The 17177-nt window shown below is 40.5% G+C and carries 19 protein-coding genes; 10 read left to right on the forward strand and 9 right to left on the reverse strand.

Going from position 1 to position 17177, the window contains the following annotated elements; genetic code table 11:
• Both B2Y23_RS01475 and B2Y23_RS01480 read right to left on the reverse strand, forming a co-directional pair.
• Nucleotides 1–337, reverse strand: a 337-nt coding sequence (locus B2Y23_RS01475) for an MFS transporter (RefSeq protein WP_291368577.1), incomplete at its 3' end; no start/stop codon positions are given.
• Nucleotides 334–771 carry a MarR family winged helix-turn-helix transcriptional regulator gene (locus B2Y23_RS01480; RefSeq protein ID WP_291354482.1) on the reverse strand — a complete coding sequence of 146 codons (438 nt, stop codon included), beginning with the start codon at nucleotides 769–771 and terminating at the stop codon, nucleotides 334–336. The genes B2Y23_RS01475 and B2Y23_RS01480, both read right to left, overlap by 4 nt.
• Before the next feature lie 255 nt (nucleotides 772–1026).
• Here B2Y23_RS01480 and B2Y23_RS01485 point away from each other — a divergent pair, with 255 nt between their 5' ends.
• Genes B2Y23_RS01485 through B2Y23_RS01495 form a run of 3 tightly spaced genes read left to right on the forward strand, consistent with a single transcriptional unit; the run spans nucleotide 1027 to nucleotide 3590 of the window.
• Complete coding sequence (locus tag B2Y23_RS01485; protein WP_291368579.1) at nucleotides 1027–2466, forward strand: cytochrome ubiquinol oxidase subunit I; 1440 nt, start codon at nucleotides 1027–1029, stop codon at nucleotides 2464–2466.
• Complete coding sequence (gene cydB / locus B2Y23_RS01490; RefSeq protein WP_291368581.1) at nucleotides 2463–3467, forward strand: cytochrome d ubiquinol oxidase subunit II; 1005 nt, start codon at nucleotides 2463–2465, stop codon at nucleotides 3465–3467. Before B2Y23_RS01485 ends, cydB begins: the two co-directional genes overlap by 4 nt.
• A 9-nt stretch (nucleotides 3468–3476) precedes the next feature.
• Nucleotides 3477–3590 (forward strand): DUF2474 domain-containing protein, encoded by a 114-nt coding sequence (locus B2Y23_RS01495; protein WP_291354485.1) that lies wholly within the window; start codon nucleotides 3477–3479, stop codon nucleotides 3588–3590.
• A gap of 124 nt (nucleotides 3591–3714) precedes the next feature.
• Here the strand turns inward: B2Y23_RS01495 and B2Y23_RS01500 are convergent, their stop codons facing one another.
• Nucleotides 3715–4266, reverse strand: a complete 552-nt coding sequence (locus tag B2Y23_RS01500) for a thermonuclease family protein (protein ID WP_291354486.1) — start codon at nucleotides 4264–4266, stop codon at nucleotides 3715–3717.
• A gap of 215 nt (nucleotides 4267–4481) precedes the next feature.
• Nucleotides 4482–5399, reverse strand: coding sequence for a LysR family transcriptional regulator (locus B2Y23_RS01505; protein ID WP_291368583.1), 918 nt, complete (start codon nucleotides 5397–5399; stop codon nucleotides 4482–4484).
• Between the two features lie 93 nt (nucleotides 5400–5492).
• On the opposite strand from B2Y23_RS01505, the gene B2Y23_RS01510 reads away from it, so the two are divergent.
• From B2Y23_RS01510 to B2Y23_RS01525, 4 genes are all read left to right on the forward strand, one after another.
• Complete coding sequence (locus B2Y23_RS01510) at nucleotides 5493–6737, forward strand: acyl-CoA dehydrogenase family protein (RefSeq protein WP_291368585.1); 1245 nt, start codon at nucleotides 5493–5495, stop codon at nucleotides 6735–6737.
• 124 nt (nucleotides 6738–6861) lie between these two features.
• Nucleotides 6862–7983: a phosphotransferase family protein gene (locus B2Y23_RS01515; RefSeq protein ID WP_291368587.1), complete on the forward strand. Its 1122-nt coding sequence runs from the start codon at nucleotides 6862–6864 to the stop codon at nucleotides 7981–7983.
• Nucleotides 7980–8678: a histidine phosphatase family protein gene (locus tag B2Y23_RS01520; protein ID WP_291368589.1), complete on the forward strand. Its 699-nt coding sequence runs from the start codon at nucleotides 7980–7982 to the stop codon at nucleotides 8676–8678. Before B2Y23_RS01515 ends, B2Y23_RS01520 begins: the two co-directional genes overlap by 4 nt.
• Before the next feature lie 29 nt (nucleotides 8679–8707).
• Entirely contained in the window at nucleotides 8708–9451 is a 744-nt protein-coding gene (locus B2Y23_RS01525) for an SDR family oxidoreductase (RefSeq protein WP_291368591.1), read from the forward strand.
• 169 nt (nucleotides 9452–9620) lie between these two features.
• Here B2Y23_RS01525 and B2Y23_RS01530 read toward each other — a convergent pair whose 3' ends face one another.
• The gene (locus B2Y23_RS01530) at nucleotides 9621–9932 is read right to left on the reverse strand and encodes a hypothetical protein (RefSeq protein WP_291368593.1); all 312 of its coding nucleotides are present in this window, start codon (nucleotides 9930–9932) and stop codon (nucleotides 9621–9623) included.
• 491 nt (nucleotides 9933–10423) lie between these two features.
• Between B2Y23_RS01530 and B2Y23_RS01535 the strand changes: the two genes are divergently transcribed.
• Together B2Y23_RS01535 and B2Y23_RS01540 are read left to right on the forward strand one after the other, a co-directional pair.
• On the forward strand, nucleotides 10424–11134 hold the full coding sequence (locus tag B2Y23_RS01535) for an SGNH/GDSL hydrolase family protein (RefSeq protein ID WP_291368595.1): 711 nt from the start codon (nucleotides 10424–10426) through the stop codon (nucleotides 11132–11134).
• Between the two features lie 30 nt (nucleotides 11135–11164).
• Complete coding sequence (locus B2Y23_RS01540) at nucleotides 11165–11758, forward strand: uracil-DNA glycosylase family protein (RefSeq protein WP_291368597.1); 594 nt, start codon at nucleotides 11165–11167, stop codon at nucleotides 11756–11758.
• A gap of 21 nt (nucleotides 11759–11779) precedes the next feature.
• Here the strand turns inward: B2Y23_RS01540 and B2Y23_RS01545 are convergent, their stop codons facing one another.
• Both B2Y23_RS01545 and B2Y23_RS01550 read right to left on the reverse strand, forming a co-directional pair.
• Entirely contained in the window at nucleotides 11780–12262 is a 483-nt protein-coding gene (locus tag B2Y23_RS01545) for a pyridoxamine 5'-phosphate oxidase family protein (protein WP_291368599.1), read from the reverse strand.
• Between the two features lie 133 nt (nucleotides 12263–12395).
• A complete protein-coding gene (locus B2Y23_RS01550) occupies nucleotides 12396–13259 on the reverse strand; it encodes a DMT family transporter (protein WP_291368601.1) in 864 nt (287 codons plus the stop codon).
• 131 nt (nucleotides 13260–13390) lie between these two features.
• On the opposite strand from B2Y23_RS01550, the gene B2Y23_RS01555 reads away from it, so the two are divergent.
• Nucleotides 13391–14782, forward strand: a complete 1392-nt coding sequence (locus B2Y23_RS01555; RefSeq protein ID WP_291354497.1) for a PLP-dependent aminotransferase family protein — start codon at nucleotides 13391–13393, stop codon at nucleotides 14780–14782.
• Between the two features lie 24 nt (nucleotides 14783–14806).
• Here the strand turns inward: B2Y23_RS01555 and B2Y23_RS01560 are convergent, their stop codons facing one another.
• Together B2Y23_RS01560 and B2Y23_RS01565 are read right to left on the reverse strand one after the other, a co-directional pair.
• Nucleotides 14807–15244: a hypothetical protein gene (locus tag B2Y23_RS01560; protein ID WP_291354498.1), complete on the reverse strand. Its 438-nt coding sequence runs from the start codon at nucleotides 15242–15244 to the stop codon at nucleotides 14807–14809.
• Nucleotides 15245–15600: 356 nt separating this feature from the next.
• The gene (locus B2Y23_RS01565) at nucleotides 15601–17160 is read right to left on the reverse strand and encodes a phospholipase D family protein (protein WP_291368603.1); all 1560 of its coding nucleotides are present in this window, start codon (nucleotides 17158–17160) and stop codon (nucleotides 15601–15603) included.
• Nucleotides 17161–17177 lie beyond the last annotated feature (17 nt).

Below are 17177 nucleotides of genomic sequence, written 5' to 3' on the forward strand. Positions count from 1 at the left end.
TCATAAAACCATGCATGAAACGCACTCCCAGCAAAGCAGCGACATTCATGGGAATAAAATAGAATCCTGAAAAAATCAAAAATCCAATTAAACCCACAATCATGGTGGTTCTGTGTCCAAACCGTTCTAGAAACTTACCAACAAATAAACGACCAATCAGTGTACCGACAATAAACAGACCCGAAACCAAACCCGCTTGTGCCGTAGTTGCACCGAGCTCAGCAACTGCGTAGCCAACAATAACCACTACTAGAAGATAAAAGGTCAGAACCAGCTGAAAGTTAATTGAGCTGACAAGAATAAAATTTTTGGTCCATAAGGGCGTATTTTCACTCATGACTGGCTACCTTTCATTTGTTGCAGATGTTCCATAAGTTTATGCAGGGTATCGAGCGTGCTCTTTTGAGCAGCAAGCTCTAATGGCACTAAAAGCTGTTGTTCAAATTCATCCAGTTTTTTTGAGCATGTTTTAAAAAGCTGTTGACCATTGGAACTCAGGATCAATTTTTTTTGGCGTTTATCCTCAGTATCGACCTGCTCTAAAACGTCCAGTTGCATCAGTACATGAATTCTTTTTGCAATTGATGGTTTGGAAATATTCAGATATTCAGCAATGTCGATAGAGGTACAGCCTTGTTTAAGCTGAATGACATACAGTACCTGCCACAAGGAATAATTCAACTGATGTGGCAGTAAAAGAGTATTGATTTCATCACTCATTAAACGTGCACAGCGTAATAATGAAGCACGAAATTTAAGTGGATCTGGCATAATGGTTAGCTAGGGTAACTAAATTAATTAAACTTTACGCCTCTTTGGTTGATTGTTCAAGTATTAAGCCCATAGATAAATCATAACGATTCATGAATGGCTGCATGGCAAGTCAGTAAAAAAATCAGGAAATAATAAATCAACATACTTTGCTTAATCTTTAGGCGTATGCTGAAGCAGCACAAATTAAAAAAAGAGCGCGACTGTTAGCTGCGTGCTTAATCACCATATCAATGAATTAAAAAAGGTGATGTTATGGATTTAGGATTAACAGCTCTCGAATTGGCTCGAGTTCAATTCGCTTTCACCGTCTCTTTTCATATCATTTTTCCCGCCATTTCCATTGGTCTTGCAAGTTTTCTTGCTGTTTTAGAATGGCGCTGGCTCAGAACCCAAAATCCGGTCTATCAAGACCTGTTTAAGTTCTGGGTTAAAATATTTGCCATTGCCTTTGGTATGGGCGTGGTGTCCGGCGTGGTCATGAGTTACCAGTTCGGAACCAACTGGAGTGAATTCTCACGTATTTCAGGCAGTGTAACCGGACCGCTACTGGCCTATGAGGTGCTAAGCGCATTCTTTCTGGAAGCAGGCTTCCTAGGCATCATGCTGTTTGGCTGGGGACGGGTCGGTCCTCGGGCACATTTCTTTGCCACGGTTATGGTAGCCCTTGGAACATGTATTTCCATGTTCTGGATTCTCTCATCCAACAGCTGGATGCAGACCCCGCAAGGTTTCAGCATTGAAAATGGCATTATTGTTCCGCAAGACTGGCTGGCTATTATATTTAATCCCTCTTTCCCATATCGCTTGGCGCATATGGCGATGGCTGCATTCTTGGTCTCAGCCTTGCTGGTTGCCAGCACAGCAGCATGGCATTTGCTTAAAGGTCGCAGGGATGAAATGGTAAAAACCTCTTTTTCCATGGCCTTATGGATGCTGCTGGCGCTTACACCTTTGCAGGTGCTGATTGGCGATTTGCATGGGATCAATACTTTGAAGCATCAGCCTGCAAAAATTGCCGCAATAGAAGGGCACTGGGAAACCAATGATAATGAAGGCATGCCGCTGTATTTATTCGGGATTCCCGATATGCAGGCAGAAGAAACCAAATATGCGATTGGCATTCCAAATGTGGGAAGCCTGATTTTAACCCATTCCATGCAGGGTAAAGTTCAGGGCCTGAAAGATTTTGCACCTGAGGACCGGCCAAATTCTACCATCGTATTCTGGAGCTTCCGGATTATGGTCGGGCTAGGCATGCTGATGCTGTTATTGGCCCTTACCGGTTTGTGGCTGAGACGAAGCGGTCGCTTTTATGAAAGTCCATGGTTTCATCGCTTTGCACTGATTATGGGACCCTCCGGCTTTATAGCCTTGCTTGCGGGCTGGATTACCACCGAAGTGGGGCGTCAGCCTTGGGTGGTTTATGGCGTGATGCGAACCAAAGATGCATTATCCCCAGTATCGGCAGAACAGGTCGGATTAACCCTGATTATCTTTGTCGTAGTGTATTGCGTGGTCTTTGGAATCGGCATTTATTACATGCTCCGAATCATGCATAAAGGTCCGGAATTTGTTCATTCAGTGCCGCATAGTGAAGAAAAAGTCATCCAGGCTTCACATCGTCCATTGGGCAGTACCGATGAAGAGCTGGATGGGCCACCGCTCGACAATCACCAGGAGAATGACAAATGATTGATTTATCTTTTATCTGGATTGTAATTATTGCCGTTGGCGTGCTGATTTATGTGGTACTAGATGGTTTTGACTTAGGCATTGGCATCTTGTTTCCTTTCTTTAAAACGCAAGAAGAACGTGATGTGATGATGAATACCGTTGCTCCGGTATGGGATGGCAATGAAACCTGGATGGTATTGGGCGGGGCAGGCTTGTTTGCGGCATTTCCCTTAGTATATTCAACGGTACTTTCTGCGCTATACCTGCCCATTATTCTGATGGTGGTCGCGCTTATTTTCCGCGGAGTGGCTTTTGAATTCCGTTTTAAATCCAGACGTAACCGGCATCTTTGGGACATGGCCTTTATTGGTGGTTCGATTTTAACCGGATTTTTCCAGGGCATGATTTTAGGTGCATATATTCAAGGCATCAAAACCACCAATGGCATATATACAGGAGGTGGTCTAGACTGGCTGACGCCGTTTTCAGTCTTTACCGGCATTAGTGTCGTGGTGCTGTATGCCACTCTGGGCTGCGGATGGCTGATCTTTAAAACCGAGACAGACTTGCAAAATAGAATGTTTCAGCTCATGCCGAAGCTGATTATTGCCTTATTCATCATTTTCGGTGCTGTCAGTATTTATACGCCTTTGGCCCATCCTGCAATTGCGGAACGCTGGTTTAACCAACCCCAACTGACTTATTTTAGTCCTGTACCCATCCTTGTATTGGTATTTACCTACCTGGCTTTGCGTGCCTGCAAGCAACGTAGAGAATTGAGACCTTTTATCTATACTTTGGCCTTGGTGTTTTTAGCGTATACAGGTTTCCTGATCAGTTTATGGCCTTATATCATTCCACGTTCAGTCACGATTTGGGATGCAGCGGCTCCACAAAGTAGTCAGTTATTTACCTTGATTGGAGCATTACTCCTAATTCCGATCATTATTATTTATACCGCTTTGTCTTACTGGGTGTTCCGCGACAAAGTACGTGTGGGTGATCAGGGCTATCATTAAGGAGCAACTATGAAACTTTCACAAACGCAGTGGTTTATTGTGTTGTGGCTAGGTGGATTTTTTGCTTTAGCATTGATTGCTGGGGCATTCCGGCTGCTTGTTCAATTGGCTTACTATATTTAATTTTTCAAACTAGCCATTCAAGTAGCCTGTTTAAAACAGGCTACTTTGGTCATGACTAAGCAACAACACAATGGAATGAGATCAATATAACTATAGTTAGCGATGATTCTTTTCTGTGTATATTCTATTTATTTTGCTTGCGATAAACGCTCGGACGCACAGGGCGGGAACTTTTCCATAAACCTTTTTTCTGCTTTTTGGCTTTTTCTTGAAGTGACATCATATAGTGCAGATGAGTTTTATCTTTAATGTATTCTTCATATACCCATGCAGCCCCACGCTTGACGATCTCTTCATTGATATTTTTACGATAACGATAGACTACACCGACACAGCGGCCATACCGATCGATATCGGTAATTTTTACCCGAACCATTTTGCCTTTAACCATGCTTTGGACCAGTCGCTGGGATTCCTTGCCATAGCTTTGACTCGATTCCGGTGCATCCACATAAGCAAAGCGTAACTTGGTTTCAGAACGTCTGATATTAAAACGGTAGCAGGTAAGGGTATCGCCATCGCTCACTGCGTTAACCCGGCACCAATATTTTTTACCTTTTTTAAAAGGACGAAATATATTCTTGATGTAAATGGTAATTTTATGCAGTAAATAATAGGAAGTACATAAGGCGAATAGCCCCAACACAATTTGCCAGGTCGTAGAGAGATGAAACAAAATTATAATCCAAATCCTAAAAATTAGCCGTATTTAGACACAGCCCGGAGATGGAACATTGTAGGTGAAAGCCGCAATTTGCATGGCTTAAAAGCTAGACAGTCAGTGTTTCATTTTGTATTGATAAAAATAGCCTAAGCATTTTTAAACCCTTAGAAATTAATCTATTTCCAAATAAATAGCCTAAGCATAATAAACCTATCTTTTAAAATAGCCTAAGTAAAAATTTTAGAAATTTCACTTCGCAAAAATTGATGGCGCGAATTTTCTTTCAAGTCTTTATGCCAATACATCCCTAAATTAATAAAGGGCAAGTCTACAGGGACTGCAAAAATATTTAATCTTGGGGAAACCTGTAAATGGTTGAGCAAATTTTTAGGAATGGTTAAAACAGATTGAGGGTTTTGCAGCAAAATCTGTAAAGCCGTTGAATAATGTTGGCAACGTAAAAAAATCTGTCGTGATCGTTGTTTGCGGTTTAAATAAATATCTTCAACTAAAACTCCGGTTCGCCGTGATGAAACACCAATATGCGGGGCAGTTAAATAAAGCTGTTCAGTCATTTCAGGTTGCTGGGTACACACGACAAATTGATCTTGTACCAGTTTCTGAAATTGAATTTTTTCGCCAAAATTCTGTTCCAGATCAATAACAAAGTCGAGTTGTTGGGTCGCAAGGTCAGTCACTATCGTTTTACGGTCTAATTTACTGCTGAAAAATTGAATCTCCAGATTCAAGCCCTGAAAGTGCTGCACCAGTTTGGGGAAAATCAATGGTTCAATTTCATCATGTACCGCAATTTTTAAAGTCTGCAGCATGCTGGGTTCAAAACGCTGTTTTTGCATTGAAATATTTTGGATGGTAAACAGCGCACTTTTAATTGCAGGATAAATCTGCTCGGAAAATGGGGTAGGCAGCATTTTACTGCCGGCACGTATAAATAAATCATCCTGCAAATGCTGTCTTAAACGCTGGAAGGCATGACTGGCGGCCGATTGACTAATACACAAAATCTGCGCGGCCTTGGAAATGCTTTTTTGTTCATACACTGCAATAAATAAAGGATACAAGTTAATGTCTATACGGTGAAAATTCCCCAGATCGATCACTGCTTTATTATGAATGGTGTTCATAGTTTAATATTTAATTAAATCATTTTATTCATAATAGTTTTCGAGTTATGTTGTTGTAAAGAGCAGATCATATATATTTTGAGGGAAGTGGCCATGTTTGAATTGTCAGCACGCGCACAGGATTTTATTGAACGGACAAAAGCCTTTATAAAAAACGAAATTGAACCGGTCGAAACCGAGTTTTGGAATGACGTCCATGAGTTAAATCAAGGTAGTGATTGGACAACATGGCAATGGCCCCCTCAACTTGAAATATTAAAAAATAAGGCCAAGGCAGCAGGGCTTTGGAATATGTTTTTGCCCTGTCCGGAATTGGGTCAAGGGCTTTCGGTTCAGGAATATGCCCATATTGCCGAACTTTCCGGTCGCAGTTTAATTGCACCCATCGTATTTAACTGTAATGCGCCTGACAGCGGCAATATGGAAGTTTTATGGCGTTATGGTTCTAAACAACAAAAACAGCAATGGTTAATGCCATTATTAGAAGGCAAAATCCGTTCGGTTTTTTGTATGACTGAACCTGCTGTAGCCTCCTCTGATGCCACCAATATGCAGGCCACGGCGGTCATCGAGGGTGATGAAATTGTTCTCAACGGTCGTAAATGGTGGTCATCAGGTCTGGGCGATCCCAATGCAAAAATCATCATTTTTATGGCACATACACCTGATGAAAGCAAAGACCGTCATCATCAACATTCCATGGTACTGGTTCCGATTGATACGGTGGGTGTAAGAATTGAACGCATGTTGCCAGTGTTCGGAGACTATGATGCGCCCCATGGTCATGGCGAAATCAGTTTTAACAATGTCCGTGTACCGGTAGCTAATTTTATTGGCGGTGCAGGTCAAGGTTTTGAAATTGCGCAAGGTCGTTTAGGACCAGGCCGTATTCATCATTGTATGCGCTGTATTGGCGCGGCGGAAAAATCACTGGAACTGATGATTGACCGTGGTATGAGCCGAACGGCTTTTGGCAAGGAAATTTTAAAGCTGGGGGGTAATCTGGAACGGGTTGCAGAAGCACGGGTAGCCATTGATCAGGCACGTTTACTTACACTTTATGCCGCTTATAAGATGGATACTTTGGGTAATATGGCAGCACTAACGGAAATTTCCGCAATTAAAGTGGTTGCCCCAAGCGTATTGGAAAAAGTCGTGGACATGGCGATCCAGATTCACGGTGGTGCCGGTGTTTCGCGCGATACGCCATTAACGGGTTTCTTCGCTCAGGCACGTTCACTTCGTTTGGCCGATGGTCCGGATGAAGTGCATAAAGGCATGATTGCCAAACTTGAACTGGCAAAACGTGGTTACAGTTCACGCCGCAAAAAAGATTAATAGATACAAGAGTATTAGAACTTTTTATAACTTGGTGCAAAGTTTTTCTTTTTATGAAAAATGAAACAGGTATAAATAAGTAAGCAATGAAGTTTTATAAAATTGATGATTTGGGAAAATAACAATGTCAGCGATTGATGTGGGTGGAAAAGTCCGTCAAGGCGAAGAACTCGATGTGGTTGCAGTAGAAAATTGGCTCAAAGCACAAAGTGTTGATGTACAAGGTCAGGTAGAAGTGACGCAATATTCAGGTGGAGCTTCCAACTGGACTTATCGTTTAAAGTACAACAATGCTGATCTCATTTTACGTCGTCCGCCTAAAGGGACCAAAGCCAAATCTGCGCATGACATGGCACGTGAATACAACGTACAAAAAAATCTGGCACCGTTCTATCCCGTATTACCGGAAATGGTGGCGCTGTGTCAGGATGAATCGGTAATTGGCTGTGATTTCTATGTCATGCAACGTGTGGAAGGCATTATTCCACGTGCCAATTTACCCAAAGAGCTCAATTTTAATGAAGCACAAGTACGTGAACTGTGTATCAATGTCATCGACAAGCTGATTGAATTGCACCAAGTCCCTTATGCAGGGACAGAACTGGAAAAATTAGGCAAAGGCGACGGATATTGTCGTCGTCAGGTGGAAGGCTGGGATAGCCGTCATGAAAAAGCTAAAACATTAAATGTGCCTTCGTTTAAATATGTGCGTAACTGGCTGAAAGATAATATTCATGCCGATTCGAAAATCTGCGTCATTCATAATGACTGGCGTTTTGATAATGTGATTTTAGATCCAAATCATCCAACTCAAGTGATTGGGGTACTGGACTGGGAAATGGCAACTTTAGGTGATCCATTAATGGATTTAGGTTCAGCTCTCGCGTATTGGGTTGAAGAAAGCGACAATCAGATTTTTAAAGCCACCCGTCGTCAGCCCACCAATTTAAAAGGCATGTTCACACGTCAGGAAGTGGTGGATTATTATTTGGAAAAAACCGGCTTGCAACCCGAAAACTGGACCTTTTATGAAGTATTCGGCATTTTCCGTCTAGCCGTAATTGCCCAGCAAATCTATTACCGTTATTACCACAAACAGACCAATAATCCAGCCTTTAAAGATTTCTGGATTGTCATTCATGCCTTGCATATTCGTGCGCTTAAATTAATTGGCCTACAAAAACTTGAAGCCAATGAACTGGCACAAAAATATATCGCGAAATTTAAGGAATTGATGCCAACATGACCACAATTTATCTGATTCGTCATGGACAAGCCTCTTTTGGGGCAGAAAGTTATGACCAGCTTTCTCCCAACGGCGAATTACAGGCGAAATTATTAGGGCAATATTTCGACCAGATTCTAAAAGAAGCGCCTTATGTGGTGTCAGGCTCGATGCAACGTCATCAACAGACTGCCAGCCTGGCTTTGGAACAATGTTTTCCCGAAGCCGAAATTCAGACCGACAATGCATGGAATGAGTTCAATCACCAGCAGGTTTTTGCCAAGTACGAGCCACGTTTTAATGAACCGCATTTGTTAAAACAGGATGTCGCCAAAGAAGATAATCCCCGTGCTTACCTGGCTAAAATTTTTGAAGGCGCGATCGAGCGCTGGACCGGTGGTGACTATCATCATGAATATGATGAGTCCTGGCCACATTTTAAAAACCGAGTTGAAACAGCATTGCAAGATCTATGTGATGAACTGGCCAAAAGCAAACCGCGTTATGCCGTAGTATTTACTTCAGGTGGTGTAATCTCTGTGGCAGCAGGGAAAATTTTAGGTTTATGCCCCAACAAAACTTTTGCACTGAATTGGGCTATTGCCAATACCAGTATGACCACATTGCGTCTGGTGGGAAATGAACCTCAATTGCTGAGTTTGAACGAACATCATTTTATTAAGGCCGAAGATTCCAGGTTACTGACCTGGATCTGATGAAAGAAAAATAGGAAAAGGAATAAATCATGGCGAAAACAATTTTAATTACCGGAGCAAGTTCCGGGATTGGTGCAGGTATGGCACGTGAATTTGCACAAAAGGGTTATAATCTTGCCATCTGCGCCCGTCGTCTGGAACGTCTGGAAATTTTAAAACAAGAGTTGGAAAGCAAATATGGTGTAAAAGTCAGTGCCAAAACCTTAGATGTCACCCATTACGATCAGGTATTTGAAGTATTCCGCGCGTTTAAAGAGGAATTTGGCACCATCGACCGTATTATCGTGAATGCCGGTGTCGGAGAAGGTCGCCGGATTGGTAAAGGCAATTTTGAAATTAACAAGGCGACCGTCGAAACCAACTTCATTTCAGCCTTGGCGCAATGTGAAGCTGCGGTAGAAATCTTTCGTGCACAAAACGCAGGTCATTTGGTGATGATTTCATCGATGAGCGCGATGCGTGGCATGCCTAAACATTTAACAGCGTATGGTGCCAGTAAAGCCGGGGTTGCCCACCTGGCTGAAGGCATTCGTGCTGAATTGATTGATACCCCGATTAAAGTCACCACCATTTTCCCGGGTTATATCCGTACAGAACTGAATGAAGGTGCGAAAAAACTGCCTTTTGAAGTAGATGAAAAAACCGGTTCACATTTACTGGTCAAAGCCATTGAAAAAGCACCGGTTAAAGCTTATGTACCGCAGTGGCCTTGGTTGCCACTCGGTGTAGCAATGAAAATCCTACCTTTGAAACTAGTCAACAAGTTGGGTTAAGATTTTAGTCATTAAATAAAAAAGGCTCAGTAATGAGCCTTTTTTAGATTTTTAATATGTTTTAATAAATTATAATTATAAAATAATATACTTAGGAGACATTTATTTATATTTAGCAGATCTGGAGAGAACGCTTAAAAGAACAATTTTGTGCTTAGAATTGATGCAATTATCTATTATTTTTAGAAATCAGAATACCGAGCATAATGATGAAGGTGCTCACTCCACCTATGACAACACTCATGAGTCCCATTTCAGCAGTCAATATCTCATTCCAAAGATTATTATTACTCCAAGATACATAAATACCCTGTTTCCACAAAAAGCTAATCGCGCATAAAATAAGAAAGCTGATTAAGGTAGAAATAATCAGCGTAACGATAAGGTTTTTCCAAATTTTGCAGCCAACTATTAATGTAATCACTGTAAGACCAACGATGGCAATTATTGCAATTAAAAAGATACTATTCCAATAGTCCATATTGATTACTCTTGATCAAGTCAATAATTAAATTATGAGAGTTTCGTGTTTAAATTATAAAAATTACTTTAATATGAATTCCGTATGAAATGTAGACAAATTATTCCAAAAATGCAGTCATTTAGATTTTATATAAACAAATTTTTATTAAATCACTGAAAGTCTGATTTTTTTAATCTAAGCAGACAATCCTTAGTTTCAAAAATAATTGCAAGAAGATATTTTTTAATCAAAGTTTTACTTCTTATATCACTGTAGCAGCTTTTTTAAAGTCCAATTAGCAAGGTAATCCTGCTCTAATGTGTTTAAATTGCTGTAACCTCAAATAAGCTATGCCACATTTTTCCAGAAAATCTCAAGAGGCAGATCTGTTGTTTTAGAATTACTTTTAAGCAGGTTTTGTAGAGTTTTAGAAGATGTAAATTAGGTCAATGCTTTTCAAACCCTAAAGTCATATATTGAACAGGTTATTGAATTGGTTTCACATATTTATGCTTTTGAAAATTTCAACCATTGCGCTTATTCCTGCACTTATTGTTCAAGGCAATGCCGTTAAAAAGAATACTCTACGTTTAGCAGAACCCATAGGAAAACGTCAGGGTAGAGTGGGAACAGGGAAAGTACTGTCTATTTTAATTTTAGGCGATTCGGCAGCGGCAGGTGTCGGCGTTGAAACTCAGGAAGATGCTTTACTTGGTGCAGTTTTACAGCAGTTAAAAGATGGCTATGAAATTCAGTATCAGCTCGAAGCGACAACCGGTCATAGCACCGGGCAAGTGATTAAAACCACAAAAAATATGTCAGCCCAGCACTTTGATGTGGTGATTACCTCGGTCGGGGTAAATGACATTACCAAGCTGACCTCACCGAAAGACTGGATTAAAAAACAGCAACAACTGTATAGGGAAATCAATCAGAAATTCACGCCTGAATTGATTATTGCTTCTGGTGTGCCGCCGATGAATATGTTTCCTGCATTACCAAATCCATTGGCCTGGTTATTTGGACAATATGCCAAAGGCATGAATAAAAATCTTGCAAAATTTGTTCAACAGCAGACCAATATGCAATGGATTGAATATGATTTGCAGCGTTTTAAAACCCTGAATCTGGAAATGGCAAAGGATGGTTTTCATCCCAGCAAGGAAATTTATACACTTTGGGGTCAACAGATAGCAGATAAAATTCGTCAAATGTTTTAAATTAAGCTAAAGACGGATAAATGGACTGTTATGAGCACTGAACTTGAAATAGAAACTCATCCATTGGAACCCTTTCTTCCTCCAAATGCCAAATTGCTGATGATGGGCAGCTTTCCGCCGCCTAAGGCGCGCTGGAAAATGGAGTTTTATTATCCAAATTACCAAAATGACATGTGGAAAATTTTTGGTTTGGCATTCTTTGGCAATAAAGAACATTTTTTAGATATCACCAATAAAAATTTCAAGGAACAGCAGATCCGTGATTTTTTAATGGAAAAAGGCATCGCAATTTTTGATACGGCGTATCAAATTGTGCGCTTAAAAGGCAATGCTTCGGATAAATTTCTGCATATTGCCCAAGCAACTGATTTAGCCAGGCTGCTAGAGCAGATTCCTGAATGTCACAGCATTATGACCACTGGAGATAAAGCCACCGATACCTTGATGCTTTCCATGCCTGAAGCTACAGAAAAACCGACAATTGGTCAGGCATCTAAAGCATATTTTGCTGAACGCGAGCTGACTTTATACCGGATGCCATCTTCATCCCGTGCTTATCCACTTGCTGTGGAAAAAAAAGCCGAAGCCTATACTCAGTTATTTAAAGAAATAGGCTTACTATAAGTAAGTTTTGATAAATCAATTTTAATAGCTAGGCATCATTTTGGGATATCTGACCCATCTATGAACATGCACAGTAAAATCCCGGACCTGATTAAAATCGGACCAAATCAATTGACTGCCTTTACTCCATTTTAAAACCTGAATTCGTTGGGAAATTTGAAGTCGCTCTTGCTGCGTCGCAGGACGCAGATTGCCAATTTCAACATACAGTCGTACACCCGGATAATCGCTAAACTGGCCCTTTAATAACGATTTCAACCAAAACAAACGGCTGCTATTAATCGCTTGAATACAGGCTTTATTATTTTGCGGTAAATTTTGTTTAAAAGATTCAGCATACGTATCAAAGAAAAAACCGCTTTGGTTTTCTCTTAAAAATAAAGTTCCAATCGGTGTAATGGTAGGCTGTAACTGTTCATCTACTGTTGCAACCGAGCAATGCATTGCTGCACGTTGCGCATCATTCACCACCTTGCAAATATGTTGCCATTCTTCTGTTTTCATTTTATTTTGCCTTTTTTGTTTTTAAATATTATTCAGTTAGTTGAATACAACAGAGGTCATTGAAGATAGATCATTTAAACATGGATGTCGCTTGATCTGCATGGGCCCGATTGACTGGTCATTCATGACTCTTTTAGGCAAATCTTTTTGCCAACATGACGCAAATCACCACAGCCACACACACGATAATCATATCTATATTGATGTTTTCACCCAAAATGATTGCGCAGAGGGTTAATCCGATAAAGGGCTGTAGCAGTTGGATCTGGCCCACTTTAGCAATTCCGCCCATAGCCAGCCCCTTATACCAGAAGAAAAAACCGATGAGCATGCTGAATATGGATACATAAGCCAAGCCTGCATAAGCAGAATAAGAAACTTCAGTGAAATTGGCTGGAAAATAGTACAGCGTTAAAACCAGCATAAGGGGAAAGGCAACAATAAGTGCCCAACAGATGACTTGCCATCCGCCTAATACTTTGGATAAATGTCCACCTTCTGCATAACCCAGACCACAAGCCAGCACGGCTGCAATCATATAAACATCGCCACTGACCAGATGATAGGACTGATCCTGAAGCAACATATAAGCAAGTACAAAGCTGCTGCCCAGCAGGGTAAATAACCAGAATCTTGCATTCGGATTTTCACCAGCCCTCAGCACTCCGAACATAGCTGTGCAAAGTGGAAGCAAAGCCACAAAAACCAGAGCACGCGAGGCAGATATATTTTGTAATGCCAACGCACTAAATAGGGGAAAACCCACCACCACGCCCACACTGACAATAATCAGGGATAGGTACTGATTGCTTTGCGGGCGCTGCTGTTTAAACCATAATAAACAGAGGAGCGCTAATACTGCTGCAATCGTGGCCCGAATTGCAGTTAAAAAGGTCGGACTAAAACCCGTTACCGCAATTCGGGTGGCAGGCATGGAACCTGCAAAAATAATTACCCCTAATAATCCGTTTATCCAGCCGATATTTGTTTTGTTCATTTGATATTGCTCATTGAATTTAGAGCAATTTAATAAGAAAAAAATAAAGTTGATATATACAGGGCAATACAATTTAACATTACTGTTATGCTAAATTGAGCAGTACAGTTTGACTGTTCGGGAATGCGTTAATGACAAAAACTAAAATTGAAATTGTAATTCAGCTCATCAAACAGAATATAAAGAACAAGACTTTGATAGCCGGCTCACGTTTGCCTTCAGTTCGACAGTACGCCCAGCAATTAAATTACTCGGTTTCAACCATTGTGGAAGCCTATGCACGGTTGCTAGCAGAAGGGATGATTGAATCCCGGGCAGGGGCAGGTTATTACATTCTTGGCAAGCCGGTCCAACACATGAATATTGAACAAAACATTCAATATGACAGGGAAATTGATCCACTGTGGATTTCCAGACAGTCTTTAGAAGCTAAAAATGCCATGCTCAAGCCGGGCTGTGGCTGGTTGCCCGCAGAATGGATGCCTGAACAGACGTTGCGCAAAGCCTTAAAAATAGTGGCAAAATCACAAGAATCACCTTTAATTGATTATGCGCCTCCGCATGGACATTTGGCTTTAAGACAATATTTGGCCCGTAAAAAGGAAAATGATGATTTAAAAATTCATCCCAATCAGATTTTGCTGACTGATTCAGCCACTCAATCGATTGATTTAATTTTCAGATTATTATTGCAGCCGGGTGATATTGTTTTGCTGGATGACCCATGTTATTTCAATTTTCAGGCACTCATTAAAGCGCATCATTTACGTGCAGTCGCGATACCTTTTACTGAACATGGACCGGATCTTGAACATTTTGCACAGGCTCTACAGTTAAAACCAAAAATATATTTGACTAATTCAGGAATTCATAATCCTACAGGAGCAACGCTTTCATTAGCGACGGCTTATCAAATTGCCAGAATGGCTGAACAGGCCAATATGATAATTATTGAAGATGAAATCTTTGCTGATTTTGAATATTTACCGGCTCCCCGATATGCGGCACTCGCTGGGCTTTCCCATGTGATTCAGATTGGCAGTTTTACCAAAACGCTTTCAGCAGCAGTACGTTGCGGATATATTCTGAGCGATATAGATAAAATTGAGAAATTGATTGATTTAAAGATCGCCATACATTTCAGTAATAGTAATCTGAACGCGGAAATTATTTATCAGTCGCTGATGGATAGCAGTTATCCCAAACATTTGGATTGGTTAAAAAAACAATTGATAAAAGCCACTAATGAAACCATTCAAAAGCTTGCTCATTTGGATATTCATCCTTGGATTGTCCCTAAAGCAGGCATATTTTTATGGTGCAGATTACCCTCACATATTGAGGCTTCAAAACTTTCCAAGATATGTCTGCAACAAGGCATTATATTGGCGCCGGGAAATTCATTCAGTCCGTCTGAACAAGCCGGGCAATTCATGCGTTTTAATGTGGCTCAATGTATTGATAAAAAAGTCTTTGATGTACTGGAAAATGCTATCAGAACCTATTCCAGTGTGGTCATTTAAGCTGAGTCAGCACTAACTCAAGTTTTATCCATCATATTCTACGTAGTCCCACAAATTTAAACGAGCTTTAATTTCTTTACGGATATTCGGCAACATTGGCAACAAGGTTCCATCAATCCAAAGGCTTAAAGCTTGTGCAGAAATGACCTGTTGATTGGCATCAATCAGTTTTGCACCCTTAACCATCACCAGTGTTTCTTCACTCGCTTCGGTTTCAACGCCTTTAAACAGTACTTGCAGTTCAAATCCGGTATCCTGAATCAGCCATTCCAGTTCCAGCTGCACATTCTGATTGGATTTTAAAACGGCCTGACCTTCGATCAAGTCAGAATCGGTCTGGCAATCATGCTCAACACGAACTTTAGATAAAAACCAGTCTTGAGTACCTAAATCCTCAAGGGTTTTATAGGGCGTTAAAATATCACTTAAATTAAATTGACGACTTAAATCAAAAAATTGCATTACAAAAGATCACGATGGGGAGAGCGGAGTTAAATACTCGAAAAAGAGAATGTTAAAGCAAATCAGGAAATGAGTAAAATCATTGTGTTGATTGATCTAAAATATGTATAAATCAGATTCAATCTCTTATAAGTCCTCACAGCAATATCACTTAAACGACCAAGCCTCATTACTTTAAATCATCTAAAAGATGCACAGCAGTGGGTCAATCACGTGAATATATCAAACTGCAAAAGTAAATTATTGGAAGCAGGTGTCAGCTATTTATTATGTGATCATTTACTGGCAGCAAGCAGGATTTCAGTGGAGCTTTCACTGGAAAAAGCTTTGCATATCTCAATGTCATTAATATGTCATTACATCATCCATTCAACTGGGAAATATGACGCCACATGCATGGCATAACGTTGAAATCGAGTCGATTCAGGATCTTCTGAATATTCTGTGTAGGTTCCGTCTTTATGATGCTCTAACCAAATGACTTCATCCTGTGGATTCAGTTTGAGTTCATAGGCAATTTGCGGTAAATATTTATCTAAAGCGTTCGAAATTTGTTCTTGTAACACATCAGATTCAATTACCAGTCCGACTTCGCTATTTAAATTGGCGGAGCGAGGGTCAAAATTGGCAGAACCAATAAATGCCATGCCATCTATATCAAAAAACTTGGCATGCAAACTGGAGGCATTTTTGCCTTTAGCTGGAATAACGTTCCCCGTCATCACCTCATACCAGGTGCGTTTATTACGCTCTATATAGGGTTTAAATTCATAGAGTTTTATCCCATTTTTTAGTAAATCATAGCGATATTGCCTATAAAAGGCATGCACCACAGGAACGTCATTGGCAAGGAATGAATTGGTGAGTATTCGGACATTTACGCCTCTTTTAACTAAACCGGTTAAATAATCCATACCTTTCTGTGTAGGTACAAAATAGGCAGATACCAGCTCCAAATGCTGTTTCGGTTCTCCCGTAATCTGGAAGATCTGACGGTAAATCATTTGATCATGAGATGATTGACCTCGAATTTTATTCGGAGAGTCGGCAACAAAATGTGCTTTTGCCCAATTAATCGGACGATCTTTTAGATGTTCATTGATCTGTTTTTCAGCCAGTTCGATCCGCTTTTTGAGTTGATCTTTTTGTAAGGCAGTCAATTCATAATATTTACGTAATTTGGCAAGCTGTTCTGGACGACTTTTACCCAGTAACAATGGGACTGGATAACTTAAATCATCATACCAAAAGTCATGAAAAACCTTGTTGGCATGCTTCACGGCAGTGCCATAAAATAAAATATCCATATCGGTAAACTGAAAATTTTCACTGGCTTCAAAGTATTCACGACTGATATTGCGGCCACCGGTCACGGCTATAGCACCATCGGCAATAATCAGTTTATTGTGCATACGGTGATTGATCTGCTTGAAACGAAAAATATAATCAAACACGCGCAATTTTCTGGCTCTATAGGTGTAGGGATTAAAGATTTTAATTTCAAAATTGGGGTGCTGTGCCAGTTGTTTTAAGGTTGCATCGAGTTGGGAACCGTTCTGGTCGTCAATCAATAAACGGATTTTTACCCCACGATCCGCGGCTTTGAGCAATTCAGCCAGCATCAGGTGACCAATCGAGTCATCTTCCCAGATGTAGTACTGTAAATCGATATTATATTGTGCTTTATTAATCAGATGCAGCCTTGAGGCAATACTGATAAAAGCATCATCTAAAGCAAGATAGGCAGTTAAGCCTTGGATAATTTGTGCATCAACATTAGAACCATTTAACCAGTGCTCGGCATGAACCTGAATCGGAGACTGCTTTTTGGATTCATTCATCGGTAAGCTGCACCCCGTTAGTGTAAAAATTGCAAAAGCAAACATCATAGTACGCATGAATGATTTAATCAGCATAATTATTATGAAGTCAT

The sequence above is a fragment of the Acinetobacter sp. UBA5934 genome, from assembly GCF_002430855.1.
In the GTDB taxonomy this organism is placed as follows: domain Bacteria; phylum Pseudomonadota; class Gammaproteobacteria; order Pseudomonadales; family Moraxellaceae; genus Acinetobacter.